Below are 14133 nucleotides of genomic sequence, written 5' to 3'. Positions count from 1 at the left end.
CGCGCCGTCCGCGCTACCGCTGCGCCGCAAAAATCGCCATCATCGGCCGGTCGCGTTCCTCGTCAAGCGAGGGCTGCGCATCGACCTGCCCGGGCGTCGGCCCCCATTCGTCCAGATGCGTGAGCGTGAAGCCACTGCCGATCAGCAGGTTCACCAGCGTGCCGAGCGTGCGGTGCTGCTTGACGACGCCCGGTGCGAGCCAGTCGGTCACGCGCGGTCCCTCGCGCTGATAGCCGTCGACGGGCCACGAACGGTGACCGTCCGCATCGACGACGAAACCCGGCCGACGCGGCGCCGTGTAGATCGGATGCTCGATCGAGAACACCAGCCGGCCGCCCGGTACGAGCGCGCGATGCAGCGTGCGCAGCAGCGTGTCGAGGTGTTCGAGGTAGTGAAACGCGAGCGAGCTGTACGCGAGATCGAACGCCTCCGCCGGCAGTTCGACCGTTTCGAGGTCGGCGCGGCGGTACGTGATCGCGGGATGCGCGGCGGACGACATCGCGCGTTCGAGCATGCGCGCGGAAAGGTCGAGGCCGAGCACGCTCGCCGCGCCGTGTTCGGCCGCCCAGCGACTGAACCAGCCGTAGCCGCAGCCGAGGTCGAGTACGTTCAGCCCGCGCAGGTCCGGCAGCAGCGCGCGCAGCGCCGGCCATTCGGGCGCGCCGTCGAGGCCGTGGACCGAACGGCTCAGGCGGCTGTAGCCGTCGAAGAAAGCGGGGTCGTCGTAGATGTTCCGGGTCATGTGCGTTGCGCGTTGCGGAAGGGCGGGGCGTCGGGCGCCCGATGCCGGCCCCGTTCCGCGAGCTTACGCGCGCGGGCCGTGCACGTCGATCCTGCGGTGCGTGTGGGCGTCGACGATCGCGCGGATCGCGCGGAACAGCGGCGCGGCGTCCGTATAGCGCCGGCCGTAATCGAGATTGAACGCATAGTCGAAGTCGGTCGGATTGACGCCCTGGCTGTGCTGAAGGATCGTTTCCAGCTTGTCGAGCGCCTTCGCGGCCTGCGCTTCCGGCGACGCGGCCGCGTCGTATTCGTCCCACAGCGACACGATTTCGTCGCGCAGCGCGCGGTCGAGCCCGGCCGTCAGCGTCAGCAGGTCGTCGCGTTCCCGTGCGTGCTTGTCGGGATGCGCGGCCTGCTCGTTCGCGGGAATGTCGCCGTGCAGCGCCTCGCCGAGATCGTGGACGACGCACAGTTTCAGCAGCTTCAGCGTATCGACGCCGGGCAGCGCGTCGGCGAACGCGAGCGCCATCAGGCACAGCCGCCAGCTGTGCTCGGCGGTGCTTTCCGCGCGGCCGGACGACGTGTGGCCGCTGCGCAGCACGTCCTTCAGGCGTTCGGCTTCTCGCAGGAACGCGACGCGCGCGTGGATCGTGTCGGGGTTCATGATCGGATTTCCCAGGGAGAGCTGTCCAGCGTACGCGGTGTGCGGGCCGTGCGTCCACGCATGAAATATGCGTGGACGGCGGCTTGTCGGGCGTGTCATGCGGCGACGCGAGCGTCGATGCGGCGATTCGGCCGAGCGACGCGGCAGCCGCCCATCACGCGCATTCCCGCTTCACGAACGCGGTTCGCATCCGGCACGCACGTCGTCGAGCGTTTCGACGAGCCGCGCGGCCGACCCGTCCGACAGCGTCATCCGTGTCCAGCGGCACCGGCTGCGACGAATCGGCACGATGCGCGACGCGTTCACACCGGTGTCGAACTCGACGCTCGGCGGCCCCGCGCGGTCATGCCAGCCGAGCGCGTCGAGTGCCGTTTCCATGCGGACGATTTCCGCTGTCGCGTAGCGCCACAGCGACGTGCCGAGCAGCATCGACAGCGGTTTGGAGAATTCGGCCGCGCGCGCCGGCGAGCACGCGAGCAGGCGGTGCGTGAGGTCGCAGACGAGGTGCACGCGGCCGGCGCTGCCCGCGACGAGCCGCGCGAGCGCGCGGTCGCCCGCCGCGTCGATGCGCGCGGCAAGCAGCCGTTCGGCCGTCGCGCGCTCGTCGGGCGACATCTGCTGGAGGCCCGCTTCCCAGCGCGAGATCGTCGATTGCGCGACGCCGAACAACTCGGCGGCATGACTCTGCTTGATACGGTGCAGCGCACGCCAGCGCCTGAGCTGCGGGCCGAGCGGTGGAACCTGAAGCGGCGAATCCGGCATGTCGGTACTCCGGTCGTTGAAGGGGATGCGGCGGCTACGGGCCGATGCGCAATCCGCCATTGCTCTGGATCACGACATAGGCGACCGGCAGCAGCACCACGCCGCCGAGGACGAGCACGCCGTCGGCGGCGACCGTAACCGGGGTCGCGAGAATCCGCAGGCCCATGCCGACCACGGACGGCGATTCCCGGATGTACGCCGAATACGGCTTGTTGAACGGCTGCGCGACGACCTTGTGCTGCGCGGCGAAGCCTTCCGTCGAATAGCGCTTGCCGCTGACTTCGCCGTCGAGCTCGAGATCATTGACGCGGATGGCGAACCCGTCCGCGGCAGCCGCCTGCCGGTCTTCCGCCGAAGCGCCGTTCGGCAACACGGTCGAGTAATGGCCCGTTACGCTGCTGCCGCTGGCATGAAAGGCATAGAAGTCGGAGCGCAGCGACTTCCGGTAGTCGGACAGCAGCACCCGCCGCAGTCGATCCGGCAGATCGAAGATGTAGTGGTAGCGCGCGCCCAGCACGACGAGCTTCTTGCCGTCTTCCGTCACCATGAAGCCGGATACGTCTTCATGGTAGCCGCCTTCCTCGTACAGTTTCGGCGTGAAGCAGCCCGACAGCATGATGCTGCTCGCGGCCAGCGCCGCGCCCAGCCAGCGTCGGCGTGTAGTCGAAATGCGCATTGTTGTTGTCCCGTCTGATGCGGTTACAGGTGGCTCTCGCCCTCGGAGCCGACGATTCTGGCCGATCCGGCGGAAATTGTCGACGCATGCGCACGCGGCCGCCCGCGCGCGGCGTTTGCGGCGAAACCGGTTTCGGCAGGCTTTCAACCTGCCGCGCCATATCTTATTATTCGGCCAGTGCAGCATGTGCCGGCCGCCATCGATCGTGTCGATGGGCATGACGCGCCGGCAACGATGGCCGCTTGCCGATGCGTGTGTCGCGCGACGCACGGTCGAAACGACAGGAAACGCGTCGCGGCGCGTTTCTCAGAAAAATGAATCGAGGGCGCGATGGTACGACTGGTCTTGCTGCTGTTGGGCATCGAATATCTGCGCACGCGCTGGCGCGGGCTGACCGTGTTCGGCTGGTTGTGGGTCGTCGCGGGCGTCGGCATTTTCGTCGACGCGCTCGACGGCGCGCTGCATTTCCCGATCGAATTCTTCGCGTGGCTGTTCCTGATCGAAGGGCTCGCGACGCTCGCGGTGGCCGGCAGCGGCGTCGGCGGGCAGCGCATCCTGCGCTACGTGAAGGGCATCGTGGTGGTCGTGGCCGCCGGGCTTGTGTTCGCCGGGCATCATCACGGCCACTTCCTGCTGTCGATGATCTTCGGCACGCTGTTTCTGGTCGACGGGCTGCTGCAATGCACGGCCGCGTGGATGGTGCGCTACCGGCGCTGGAACGTCGCGTTTGCATGGGGCGTGGTCGAGATCCTGCTCGCGATCTTCTTCTATCAGCCGTACCCGACGCACTATGCGGGCACCGTCCCGTACTGCCTCGGGCTGCTGCTGATGTTCGGCGGCATGCACATGCTGAGCCTCGCATCGCGCGTGCGGCGGCTCACTCGCAATCCGGCGTTCGCGACGTCGCCCGCGCCGGCGATCGCGCCCGACCTCGATCCCGCATCCGACATCCCGCCGTTCACGCAAACCGAATGGGACGGCCCGCCGGCCGACGACGAGCATGCGCTGACCGTGCACGTGTGGACGCCGACCGGCACGTCGAAGGCCGAGGCGCAGCGTTATCCGGTGATCGACCGCTACATCGCGGCGGTGGATGTCAACGGCGTGATCTCGACCGGACACGCGGCGCTGGAATCGCCGGAGGGGATTTATATCAGCCTGTATCCGGGCGTCGAGATCGATCGGTCTCCCGAAGAATTCACGCGAATCCTGCGCGCCACGCGAGAAAACGACGTGCCGGGCCTGTTCCAGCCGGACTACGCGACCGAGTCGAAGGCATGGTGCCCGTCGACCGTGCGCGTGCGCATCCGCAACTACGATCCCGCGAAGCTGGCCGCGTTCTGGGCGTCGTACCGGCAGAACACGACCTACAACCTCACGCACCGGAACTGCTCGAGCACCGTGTCGAACGCGCTCGAAGCCGCGCTCGACGGTGCGGTGTGGCGGCTGCGGGGCGCGCGCGCCGGTTGGGGCGCGTTCGTGCGGCTGCTGCTGACGCCCGAGCTGTGGGTCGCCGCCCAGATCCGCAAGCGCGCGGTGACGATGGCGTGGACGCCCGGGCTCACACTCGACTATGCGCGCGCGCTCAGCATGCTCGCGGACCCGCGGCCGTTTGCGTGGTGGAAGGTCGCCCGCTCGGCGGTGCGCGCGATCGTCGCGTCGCGCCGTGCATGGCGCGAGCAGGACAGCGATGCGCTGGCGGCCGGCGGCTCGAAGGCGGCATCGGCGAAATGAGGCGTGCGACGCCGGAGGGCCCGGCGTGTTTCGCTGAAGAAAATAACCGGCAAGACGAACGACAACAATGAACGACAAGCATGCGGTCCGCCTTCTGACTGCCCTTTCCGCGGCGCTTGCATGCGCTGGTCTCGCGCATGCGGGCGCGGACGAGATGCCGCGCATGAGCGACGACGTGTACCGGACATCGGTGTCGTTCTGCTCGAACGTCGCGGCCGACGAAAAAATCGCGTGCCAGGGCGACATGATCGCCGCGGGCAGCCGGATCGTCGCGGCGATCGGCGGGCTGCCGCCGGCGTCCGCGGTGACGATCGACGAAGCCGCGCGCGGCAAGCTGCCGGCGGCGGAACGCAAGGGGCTCGCGCCGGTCGAGCCGGGCGCGCTCGACCAGGACGACGACCTGGCCGGTCTCGCCGGCATGGTGCGGCTGTGCGACGTCTACGAGTCCGAACCCGAATCGCGCGCGCGGCATCACGCGGCGCTGAAGCGGCAGGTACCCGACGCGGCGCCGCGCGTCGAGGCGCTGCTGGCCGATGCGTCGGTGGCGGCGCGCCAGCGCGTCAGCCTCGGCGTGTGGCAGATCCTCGCGCTCGAAGGTCCCGATTCGGCGGCGCGCGCGTGCTCGCAGCTCGGCAGCGGATCGTGAGCGTGCACGCGGCGCACTGAATGCGCGACGCGCGTCGCAGCAAGACCACGCCTGTTTCGCAGAGCTTCATATGCGTGCCACGTTGCGGCAGTCACAATCGCGGGCAGACATTCGACGATCTTGCGGCGCATCCCGCGACCGCGAGCCTTTCCGAGGAATCGCCATGCTCAAGACGCTTACCCGCGCCGCGTGCGCACTCGCCGTCGCCGCCGCATCGCTGTCCGCCGCTGCGCAGACCGGCTACGACTACCTGCTGCTCGCCGCATCGTGGGAGCCCGGCTTCTGCGCATCGCACGACACGCCCGAGTGCACGAACCTCGCCGGCTCGTATGCGGCGACGAGCCTGTCGCTGCACGGGCTGTGGCCGAACAACTACGACGGCAACCAGCCGTTCTACTGCGGCGTGCCGCAACGCGACATCGACCTCGACAACGGCCACCAGTGGTGCAGCATGGATGCGTACCCGATCGGCGCCGCGACCCGCAACACGCTGTCGACCTACATGCCCGGCGTCGCGTCGTGCCTCGATCGGCACGAATGGTTCAAGCACGGCACCTGCTCGAATTCGGCGTCGCCCGACGCGTACTGGAACCAGGCGACCGGCATGATCGGCCGGCTCGGCAATACGTCGTTCAACGCATACCTGCAGGCGAACGCGGGCAAGACGGTGACGCGCAACCAGTTGCTGTCCGCGTTCGAAGGCGCGTTCGGCAGCAACACGCGCAGCGCGGTGTCGCTGAAGTGCACGAAGGTCAACGGCGTCAGCTATTTCACGGAGGCGTGGATCGCGGTGAAGACGAACGCGACCGCGCAGTTCCCGAGCGCCGCGTCGCTCGTGACGGACGGCAATACGCAGGGCACCTGTCCGACTTCAGGCGTGCTGATCGCGAAATGATGCGGATGCGGGGCGGCGTTCGAATGTGCCTGCTCCGCTCGCCGCGCCACAAGCAGGGCGCGCCGTCGGGCGCCGCGGCGCGAATCGTCGTCCGGCCGTCGGCCTGGCACTGACTGCGTACCTGATGCGTCGTTTCCGCGCGGCGACGGCGACGTCGTGACAATCGCGACGCTAGGCGAGCATTCGCAACGCGTCGTCGAGCGACAGCACCGTCGTGCGCGTTTCGAACGCGGTGGCGAACAGGTGTTCGTGAACCACCGGATCCGGGTCGTAGCAGCAGTCCTTGACCGTGTACAGGCGGAAGTCCGCGTCGCTCGCATGGGCGACCGACGACAGCACCACGCCGGTCGACGCGATGCCGGCCATGATCAGCGAGTCGATACGTTGCGCGGCGAGACGCGCCTGCAGATCGGTGCCGAAGAACACGCTGGCGCGATGCGCGAAGATCAGCGGCTCGTCGTCGCGCCGGCCGAGTTCCGGCGACGGCGCGTCGTCGATGAACAGGCCGAGTTGCTTGATGCCTTGCCCGTTCTTGTTCAGCGGGCTGACTTCCGGATAGCCGGGGCTGAACCGCAGGTTCGCGAAATAGACGCCGACGCCGTTGGCGCGTGCCGCGTCGCATAGCGCGCGCGTGTTGGCGAGCAGGGTGGGGGCGACCGACGGAAAGAGCCCGAGGATGTCGGTCTGGTAATGCATGACGAGCAGCGCGGTGCGCGCGGGCGTGATGACCGGCAGCGGCGACGCTTCGCGTTGCGCGGCGGGGCTGCCCGTCGCGTCACCGTCGTGGGCTGCGCGGGTTGCCGGTGCGGTATCGGATGCGTTTCCCGGATGGGTCACGGAGGGTCTCCCAGGGCTGCTGATTCGGATAGCGCTATTTGTACCGGCAAAGGGTGTCGGTCGTCCACCGTGGGCGAGTCGTGCATCGCTCATGTCGAATTCGCGAGCGATGAAGCGCCTCCGCCGGCGGGACGCGCGATCGTCTACTTTGCCATCCGGCGGCGCTCACGTTGGCCGATTGCCGCCGCGGATCTCCGAAGGCGTGAGATCGAACCACTGGCGACAAGCGCGCGATAACGCCGATTGCGCAGGAAAGCCGAGCATCAACGAAATCTGGCCGATGGTCAGCCGGGTGTTGCGAAGATAGTGCACGGCGAGCTGCTTGCGGACGTCGTCCCTGAGAATTTCGAAGCTTGTCCCCTCTGCGCAGAGGCGACGCTGCAGCGTTCTCGGATGCAGCGCAAGCACGGCGGCGACGCCGGCCTTGTCGGCGCTCGACGTGCCGAGCGTTTGCCGCAACACCTGCCGGACGCGATCCGACGTGTTTCCCTGGGCGGCCCCGAAATTCCGGAAAATGTAGTCTTCCGCGATCTGATGAAACGAGACGTTCGCGCCCTGCACATTGGCGGCGAACGTATCGCGCGCCAGATACAGCGTGGCGCCGACCGGTTCCTCCAGCAGTCTCGCGCCGAAGAAACGCTCGTACACCGCGCGGCCGACAACCGGTTCGTGCGGTATCGACACCGCTTGCAGCGCGTATCTGTTTCCGGCAAAGAGCCGCAGGAAGTTGTGCGCGTCCGCGAGGCACAGGTCGCTGTTTTGCCGGGTAACGACCGGACCGGACAGATGAAGCTCGACGGACACCGCGACGGTGTTCTCGACCAGCGGGCTACGCTCGTTGACCGACACGACGATGCCCGGGCTGTGCACGAACAGGTAGCGAATCACATCGTTCAGCGCGTCCCGGATCGTGGGCGCATTGCGCAGCACGATGCTCAACGGACCCAGCACGTCGATGCTCTGATACGACGACAGGCGCAAGCCGAAGTCGCCGCAGCATGTCAGCTCGGCGCTGGCTTCCAGCAGATGCGTGGCGGAGCGCAGCGATATCAGCGTGTCGTCCCGTTCCAGTGCGGCTTCCGCGATGTGATACCGGCGCAGCAACGGCACGGGATCGCAGCCCATGTCGCGCATGAGGGCAGGGTAGCCGCGAAGGCCGCTCGCTCTGACCAGGGGATCCATGTCTCAAAATGTAAAACAATAGTCTCGTGACGTCAAATAACGGGCGTGCGCGATTGCTAGAGTGCGGGTGTCGATCACCAACAACGAGGAGACATCCGATGAAGACCGACTACGACGTCCTGATCATTGGAGCCGGCATTTCCGGGATCGGGATGGCATGCCATCTGGCGCGGGAATGTCCGGACAAGCGCGTTGGCATTCTCGAGCGCCGTCGCGCGATCGGCGGGACGTGGGATTTGTTCCGTTATCCCGGCATTCGGTCCGACTCGGACATGTTCAGCTTCGGCTACCAATTCCGGCCGTGGCATGAATACAAGGTTCTCGCCGATGGCCCGTCGATCCGGCAATACGTTGCCGATACCGCGCGCGAGCATGGTGTCGACCGGCTCATCCGGTTCGGCATCCGGATCGACGGCGCATCGTGGTCGACCGAGCGGCGCCGCTGGACGGTCAGTGCGCGGCAGGAAGATACCGGAGAAGCGCTGACTTTCACCTGCGCGTACCTGATTCCCTGTACCGGCTATTACAACCACGATCAGGGCTACTTGCCGCACTTCCCCGGACAAGAGCGATTCAAAGGACTGCGCATTCACCCGCAGCACTGGCCCGAGGACCTCGACTATCGCGGCAAGCGCGTCGTCGTGATCGGCAGCGGGGCAACGGCCGTGACGCTCGTGCCCGCGATGGCCGGCCGCGCGGCTCACGTCACGATGCTGCAGCGCTCGCCGAGCTACATCTTTTCGGTTCCGGCCTACGACAAGATCTCCGCGGCGCTCGATCGCGTACTGCCGACCCGGTGGGTGTACGGGCTGGCGCGCTGGCGCAATATCCGCCTGCAGCGTCTGATCTACAAGGCGGCCAAACGATGGCCGCGTCCGATCCGCTCCTGGCTGCTGTCCCACGTCGAGAAGCGGGTCGGCAGCGGCGTCGACATGCGTCACTTCACGCCGAAGTACAACCCGTGGGACGAACGGCTGTGCGCGGTTCCGGACGGCGACCTGTTCAAGGTGCTGCGCGACGGCAAAGCGTCCGTCGTGACCGATCATATCGACACGTTCACCGAAAGCGGCATCCTGCTGAAATCGGGCAAGACGCTCGAAGCGGATATCGTCGTCACCGCGACGGGACTGCAGCTTCAGTCGCTTGGCGGCATGAGCCTGCATGTCGACGGGCGAAAGGTCGAGGTCGGCAAGACGATGACGTACAAGGGCGTGCTGATGCAGGACGTGCCGAATTTTGCCTACCTGTTCGGCTATACCAACGCGCCGTGGACGCTCAAGATCGACATGGCGGCGAACTATGTGTGCCGTCTGCTGAAGCATATGGATACCGAAGGGTTCCAGACGGTGACGGCTCATGCGCCCGGCGGCGAGATGCTCGACGAATCGATCCTCGGTTCGCTGCAGTCGGGCTATGTGCAGCGCGGCCAGGATGTGCTGCCGCGCCAGGGAAGGGCGTTGCCGTGGCGCGTCCTGCACAGCCTCGAGGCCGATCGCGACATGCTGCTGAAGGACGGCATCGCCGATTCCGCGCTGGTATTCCGCCGTGCGGCGGCCGGCGCGGATGCGGCGGCTGTCGCCGGTTTGGCCGGCGAGCAAGCCGCGTCCGCGTGACCGGGAGTCGACCATGCTCAGTTTCGATTCGAGGTTTCCGAGCCAGGGCGAGGATTGCGCCGGGACGCTCATGCTGCCGGACGGGAACGGAAGACCGCCCGTCATCGTCATGGCGCACGGCTTCGGCGCGATTCGCGCGGCCGGCCTGCACGCGTTTGCGCGGCGCTTCGTTGCGCACGGGTACGCGGTGTACCTGTTCGACTATCGCAACTTCGGCGACAGCGACGGCATGCCCCGGCACTGGGTCAGCCCGCGCCGGCACCTCGCCGACTGGGCCGCGGCCGTCGCGCATGTCCGGACGCTGTCCGGTATCGACCGGGAGCGCATCGTGTTGTGGGGCACGTCGTTTTCCGGCGGGCATGTGATCCGGACGGCCGCGAACGACCATCGGATTCGCGCCGTGATCGCCCAGGTGCCGCATGTGAGCGGCATCGCCAGCGTCCGGCAGGTACCGGTGCACGTGCTGGCGCGATTGGGCATGGCGGCGCTGCTCGACCATGGCGGCCGGCTGTTCGGCCATCCTTATTACAGGCCGATCGTCGGGCGCCCGGGCGATGTCGCAGCGCTGACGAGCGCCGAATGCCGGGAGGGTTATGCGCGGCTGCTACCCGCAGGCGCCAACTGGGAAAACAAGACGCTTGCGCGGGTTTTCCTCGAAGTGCCGTTCTATAGTCCGGTCCGCTCGGCCCATCGGGTCGTGGCGCCGACGCTGATCGTCGCCGGTCGGCGCGATACGGTTACGCCGGCTTCGGCGGCGTGGCGCGCAGCGATGCGCATTCCGCAGTGCGAATTTCACCTGCTGGATGGCAACCATTTCGAGCTTCATCTGGAAGACGAGGCGGTTTGCATGCAGAGTATCGAACTGCAGCTCGGCTTTCTGGACCGGCACGTCGGCCTTGCGGAGCCGGTCCGGACCGAGGTCGCCGGGCAGCGCCTGCAAGCGGCGCATGTCGCATGACGATGCGTGCGGGAATGAATGACGGTGACGGCCGGTGCAAGGAGATCGAGCGGTGAGTAAAGCGTTGATGATTTACGGCGCATACGGCTACACGGGTGAACTGGTCGTGCGTGAAGCAGTGCGCCAGGGCATGCGGCCGATCGTTGCCGGGCGGGACGGCAGGAAGCTCAAGCCGCTTGCGGATGCGTTCGGTCTGGAGGCGAGGGCGTTCGAGGTGGCGAACGCGAAAGCGAACCTCGAAAACGTCGCCGTCGTGCTGAATTGCGCCGGGCCGTTCTCGACGACTGCCGTAGCGTTCGTCGAAGCCTGCATCGATTCGCATGTCCATTATGTGGACATCACGGGCGAAATTCCGGTTTTCCAGTTCTGCCATGCGCAGCACGCACGCGCCGCCGATGCCGGCATCGTGCTCTGCCCCGGCGCGGGGTTCGACATCGTGCCCACCGATAGCCTTGCCGCGGCGCTGAAGGAGCGGATGCCCGATGCAACGCGGATCGACCTCGCGTTTTCGTTCGGAACGAAACCGAGCATCGGCACGGCGAAGACAATCCTGGAGTCCGCGGCAAGCGGCGGGCTGGTCCGACGCAATCACCGCCTCGTTTCCGTGCCCAATGCGTGGCGCATCAGACGTATCCCGTTTCCCGGCGGCGCGCGGTGGGGCGTGTCGATTCCATGGGGCGACGTGTTCACCGCGGGCGTATCGACCGGCGTACCGGACGGGCTCGTCTATTGCGCGTTGCCCCTCACGCTCGGGCTGACGATGCGGCTCACCAACTTCATGCGCGGGCTGTTCGCCGTTCGTGCCGTTTCGCGGGTACTGGACCGGCTTGCACGGCGGTTCTTTGCCGGCGGTCCGGACGCGGGCGCACGCGATGTGCAGCGAACGGAGTTCTGGGCCGAGGCGACCAACCCTCGGGGCGAAACCGTTACGATGAAGATGTCGGCGCCGAACGTCTATGCGATGACGGCGGATACCTCGCTCGCGATTGCGAGCCACTGCCTGACCGACCCGGTGCCGGCGGGCTATCGGACGCCGTCGATGCTGATGGGCAGCGCGTTCTTTCTCGAACGCGCGGGTTTCGACGTGTCGTATCCGGGCGAGCCGGGCGTGCGGCGATTGGCGTCGTGATGCGGTGGCGCCGCACGCGGTTCGCGGAAGATATCGGTCATGGGGCTCGCGCACGAACCCATTTAACGGTCGGTGTCTGCCCATGCATGGACCTGTTCGCCATCGTTATGGCGCAGCACAGATCGGAGCAATCCGGATCCTTTCGGCCGAAAGCACAGCGCAAAGCAAGCGTGTTCGAGCGTTTTCCGGGTGTCGTATTGCCCGACGAGTCGGCCGCCACCGGACCCGTGACGGCGTTGTCGACGGTCGAAAACCGTATTCGCCGCTGAATTCAGATCTGCCGGACGCTGAGCGCCAAATGAAAAAGCCGCCCTCGCGGTTTTCGCATTTCGCGTCCGGCGCCCACGGTGCCGGCCGATGGTGTCGCGGAGCGTTCGTGCGGAATGAGGACGTGGCGTGGTCGGTCGGTCGCTAGACCGCACGGCGTACGGCGCCGACTCCCTTGCACAGTGCGTCGGAAGGACCGGCGCGATCCTCGGCGATGGCGCTTTCAGTTCTATTCGTCGGCGATGAAGCTTGCGGCTCGATTGCCGCAAGCGGATCCAGGATGTTCGATGCATGGTACAGACAGACCCATTCGATGCGGTCGGGTGTCTGGGGATCGGATTCACGTATCCAGTTTGTCCCGCACAGCCGACACTCATAGCGCTGAACCAGCAACGGGTTCCGGCCAAGCGGACGCAGCTTGCGGGGTTTGCGCAAAGCACGCAATCCGTTGTGTGGCACGGTCGCGTCGCTGCACTGCATGTGATCGCAGGCTTCGCAGGACATTTCGGTCGGGATTTGCGGCAACCGTCGAACTATAGCAGTGCCGTGCTGTAAGGAGGAATCGAGCTCAGTTTTCGCTGTTGTCGGCAATGGCGGCCAATGCCTGCGCGCCATCGTGTCGAGCGGCGTCTTCGGCGGGAAACACGTGCTGACTGAACGCGATCAGTTTGAATCCGGATCCTGTCGACCGCGGAACCGTAATGCCCCAATGCCAACCTCCATCTTGCTCGAACACATGGAGAACAGGGGGCGCCTCGCTCAAGGTTGGTGCAGAAGTCGTCATGGCGTGCCCTCCCGACATGTAGCGACTGAAGGGGCAACTCCTTTGAAAGCCCGAGTGCAGTTTACGGGTGTTTATGTTGCGGCGCAATATCGAAGACGTTGCGAATGGTTGGATGCTCCATTTGTCACAATTTCGAAACAAATAACGGGGCGGCAAAACGTGATCCACACCTGGGATATTCGACCCGGCGTCGAAGTTCGTTGACAATGGTGGCCGAATCGGGATTCCGGCGAATGCCGGGAACCCTGCTTCTTGTTGCCGGACATGCTCTACATTCCTGGCTGTCGCTGATATTCGGGGGGCTTCGTGTGAATGCACATCTTGTTCGTCGGGCGCACGCCGCCGACTATCCCGCCATACGCACGCTGCTTGAAAGTGAAGATCTGCCAAACGAGGATGTAACCGTCGAGAGCATCCCTCGATTCTTTGTTGCATCTGTTGCGGACGGAAGCCTCATCGGATGTGTTGCGATCGAGCAATACGGGACGGATGCGCTGCTGCGATCTCTAGCTGTCGCAGACGGCGCACGCCGGGAAGGGCTGGGTCGCACACTTGTGGCTGCGGCGGAACAGGACGCAATAGCTCACGGCGTGCGCCGTCTGTTCCTGCTCACGACGACCGCAGCCGACTATTTCTCGGGCATCGGATATCACAAGTACGAGAGGGCGGTAGCGCCGGGCGGAATTCAGTCCACCTCGCAATTTGCGTCTCTCTGTCCCGCGTCGGCTACGTGCATGGCGAAGACGCTATAACGGTGCGTGGCGCCTCGATCTTTTGCTCTAGTAACAGTCCTGCGACGCCTCAAAAAATCGACCGCCCCGAATAAGTCGTCAACCACTCCAGCGCTAGCGTGCTGGCTCTCCGGCAATATAACTGACGGGTAATCTCTCGGGGAGAGACTGCGCGGGCAAGTGCCCGCGCCTTCGACCACCGGGTTCGGCCAAAAAGGGCACTCGTCAGCCCTATTCCCCGGAAGCTATGGCGGCGGTTCCACCACAGCAACCGATCATTCGAACGTCGGCGTCACTGTGGATGCCGAAACGTAGCTTCACGAGAACGCAGCGTGTAGCTTCCTCCGTACATTCGTGGTGTCGTGCACGGAAGCCGAGCACGACGAAATCACCTCGCCCACCTCACGCCGGCGCGGTGGCACGCCGATACCTTCGAGCGATGGTCAGCCAGCCGACCCTTCGAGCCCATTGGCTTCCTCCTCGCTGGCGTTCGGGATCCGCATTTCGAAGACCTCGGTGACGCTGGTGTAGT

At 65.9% G+C, this 14133-nt stretch carries 15 protein-coding genes; 8 read left to right on the top strand and 7 right to left on the bottom strand.

The features are described 5' to 3' along the window. Nucleotides 1–13: 13 nt before the first annotated feature. From BST28156_RS31640 to BST28156_RS31625, 4 genes are all read right to left on the bottom strand, one after another. On the bottom strand, nt 14–742 hold the full coding sequence (locus BST28156_RS31640) for a class I SAM-dependent methyltransferase (protein WP_174904302.1): 729 nt from the start codon (nt 740–742) through the stop codon (nt 14–16). Nucleotides 743–805: 63 nt separating this feature from the next. After that, the gene (locus tag BST28156_RS31635) at nt 806–1387 is read right to left on the bottom strand and encodes an HD domain-containing protein (protein ID WP_174904301.1); all 582 of its coding nucleotides are present in this window, start codon (nt 1385–1387) and stop codon (nt 806–808) included. A 171-nt stretch (nt 1388–1558) separates the two neighbouring features. Next, complete coding sequence (locus BST28156_RS31630; RefSeq protein WP_174904300.1) at nt 1559–2149, bottom strand: helix-turn-helix domain-containing protein; 591 nt, start codon at nt 2147–2149, stop codon at nt 1559–1561. A 34-nt stretch (nt 2150–2183) separates the two neighbouring features. After that, nucleotides 2184–3044, bottom strand: coding sequence for a hypothetical protein (locus BST28156_RS31625; protein ID WP_244131349.1), 861 nt, complete (start codon nt 3042–3044; stop codon nt 2184–2186). A gap of 111 nt (nt 3045–3155) precedes the next feature. Here BST28156_RS31625 and BST28156_RS31620 point away from each other — a divergent pair, with 111 nt between their 5' ends. From BST28156_RS31620 to BST28156_RS31610, 3 genes are all read left to right on the top strand, one after another. Continuing rightward, nucleotides 3156–4559, top strand: a complete 1404-nt coding sequence (locus tag BST28156_RS31620) for an HdeD family acid-resistance protein (protein WP_174904299.1) — start codon at nt 3156–3158, stop codon at nt 4557–4559. A 163-nt stretch (nt 4560–4722) separates the two neighbouring features. Further along, on the top strand, nt 4723–5205 hold the full coding sequence (locus tag BST28156_RS31615) for a hypothetical protein (protein WP_254596460.1): 483 nt from the start codon (nt 4723–4725) through the stop codon (nt 5203–5205). A 163-nt stretch (nt 5206–5368) separates the two neighbouring features. Beyond that, nucleotides 5369–6100 carry a ribonuclease T2 gene (locus BST28156_RS31610; RefSeq protein ID WP_060245630.1) on the top strand — a complete coding sequence of 244 codons (732 nt, stop codon included), beginning with the start codon at nt 5369–5371 and terminating at the stop codon, nt 6098–6100. A 171-nt stretch (nt 6101–6271) separates the two neighbouring features. Here BST28156_RS31610 and BST28156_RS31605 read toward each other — a convergent pair whose 3' ends face one another. Further along, a complete protein-coding gene (locus BST28156_RS31605) occupies nt 6272–6937 on the bottom strand; it encodes a cysteine hydrolase family protein (protein ID WP_174904297.1) in 666 nt (221 codons plus the stop codon). Between the two features lie 165 nt (nt 6938–7102). Beyond that, nucleotides 7103–8119 (bottom strand): AraC family transcriptional regulator, encoded by a 1017-nt coding sequence (locus tag BST28156_RS31600; protein WP_059605883.1) that lies wholly within the window; start codon nt 8117–8119, stop codon nt 7103–7105. Between the two features lie 98 nt (nt 8120–8217). On the opposite strand from BST28156_RS31600, the gene BST28156_RS31595 reads away from it, so the two are divergent. The 4 genes from BST28156_RS31595 (at nt 8218) to BST28156_RS31580 (ending at nt 12088) form a co-directional block, all read left to right on the top strand. Next, entirely contained in the window at nt 8218–9732 is a 1515-nt protein-coding gene (locus BST28156_RS31595) for a flavin-containing monooxygenase (protein ID WP_174904296.1), read from the top strand. Between the two features lie 13 nt (nt 9733–9745). Further along, on the top strand, nt 9746–10690 hold the full coding sequence (locus BST28156_RS31590; protein WP_174904295.1) for an alpha/beta hydrolase: 945 nt from the start codon (nt 9746–9748) through the stop codon (nt 10688–10690). Between the two features lie 52 nt (nt 10691–10742). Then, nucleotides 10743–11819 (top strand): saccharopine dehydrogenase family protein, encoded by a 1077-nt coding sequence (locus BST28156_RS31585; protein ID WP_174904294.1) that lies wholly within the window; start codon nt 10743–10745, stop codon nt 11817–11819. A gap of 86 nt (nt 11820–11905) precedes the next feature. Further along, nucleotides 11906–12088 carry a hypothetical protein gene (locus BST28156_RS31580; RefSeq protein ID WP_155774255.1) on the top strand — a complete coding sequence of 61 codons (183 nt, stop codon included), beginning with the start codon at nt 11906–11908 and terminating at the stop codon, nt 12086–12088. Between the two features lie 566 nt (nt 12089–12654). On the opposite strand, the gene BST28156_RS31575 is transcribed toward BST28156_RS31580, so the two are convergent. Next, nucleotides 12655–12870 carry a hypothetical protein gene (locus BST28156_RS31575; RefSeq protein ID WP_081074500.1) on the bottom strand — a complete coding sequence of 72 codons (216 nt, stop codon included), beginning with the start codon at nt 12868–12870 and terminating at the stop codon, nt 12655–12657. 233 nt (nt 12871–13103) lie between these two features. Here BST28156_RS31575 and arsN2 point away from each other — a divergent pair, with 233 nt between their 5' ends. Then, nucleotides 13104–13622, top strand: coding sequence for an arsenic resistance N-acetyltransferase ArsN2 (arsN2, locus tag BST28156_RS31570; RefSeq protein ID WP_081074499.1), 519 nt, complete (start codon nt 13104–13106; stop codon nt 13620–13622). Nucleotides 13623–14133: the final 511 nt, after the last annotated feature.

The sequence above is a fragment of the Burkholderia pseudomultivorans genome, from assembly GCF_902499075.1.
GTDB lineage: Bacteria > Pseudomonadota > Gammaproteobacteria > Burkholderiales > Burkholderiaceae > Burkholderia > Burkholderia pseudomultivorans.
The sequence above is the reverse complement of the archived record's forward strand: the minus strand, read 5'-3'. Positions and strand labels throughout refer to the sequence as shown.

Bases quoted from the DNA above. Each gene is read 5' to 3' on its own strand.
- BST28156_RS31600 (WP_059605883.1), bottom strand. From the start codon at position 8,119: ATGGATCCCCTGGTCAGAGCGAGCGGCCTTCGCGGCTACCCTGCCCTC.
- BST28156_RS31610 (WP_060245630.1), top strand. From the start codon at position 5,369: ATGCTCAAGACGCTTACCCGCGCCGCGTGCGCACTCGCCGTCGCCGCC.
- BST28156_RS31640 (WP_174904302.1), bottom strand. From the start codon at position 742: ATGACCCGGAACATCTACGACGACCCCGCTTTCTTCGACGGCTACAGC.
- BST28156_RS31625 (WP_244131349.1), bottom strand. From the start codon at position 3,044: ATGCCCATCGACACGATCGATGGCGGCCGGCACATGCTGCACTGGCCG.
- BST28156_RS31635 (WP_174904301.1), bottom strand. From the start codon at position 1,387: ATGAACCCCGACACGATCCACGCGCGCGTCGCGTTCCTGCGAGAAGCC.
- BST28156_RS31590 (WP_174904295.1), top strand. From the start codon at position 9,746: ATGCTCAGTTTCGATTCGAGGTTTCCGAGCCAGGGCGAGGATTGCGCC.
- BST28156_RS31615 (WP_254596460.1), top strand. From the start codon at position 4,723: ATGAGCGACGACGTGTACCGGACATCGGTGTCGTTCTGCTCGAACGTC.
- BST28156_RS31620 (WP_174904299.1), top strand. From the start codon at position 3,156: ATGGTACGACTGGTCTTGCTGCTGTTGGGCATCGAATATCTGCGCACG.
- BST28156_RS31630 (WP_174904300.1), bottom strand. From the start codon at position 2,149: ATGCCGGATTCGCCGCTTCAGGTTCCACCGCTCGGCCCGCAGCTCAGG.
- BST28156_RS31580 (WP_155774255.1), top strand. From the start codon at position 11,906: ATGGACCTGTTCGCCATCGTTATGGCGCAGCACAGATCGGAGCAATCC.
- BST28156_RS31595 (WP_174904296.1), top strand. From the start codon at position 8,218: ATGAAGACCGACTACGACGTCCTGATCATTGGAGCCGGCATTTCCGGG.
- arsN2 (WP_081074499.1), top strand. From the start codon at position 13,104: ATGCCGGGAACCCTGCTTCTTGTTGCCGGACATGCTCTACATTCCTGG.
- BST28156_RS31575 (WP_081074500.1), bottom strand. From the start codon at position 12,870: ATGACGACTTCTGCACCAACCTTGAGCGAGGCGCCCCCTGTTCTCCAT.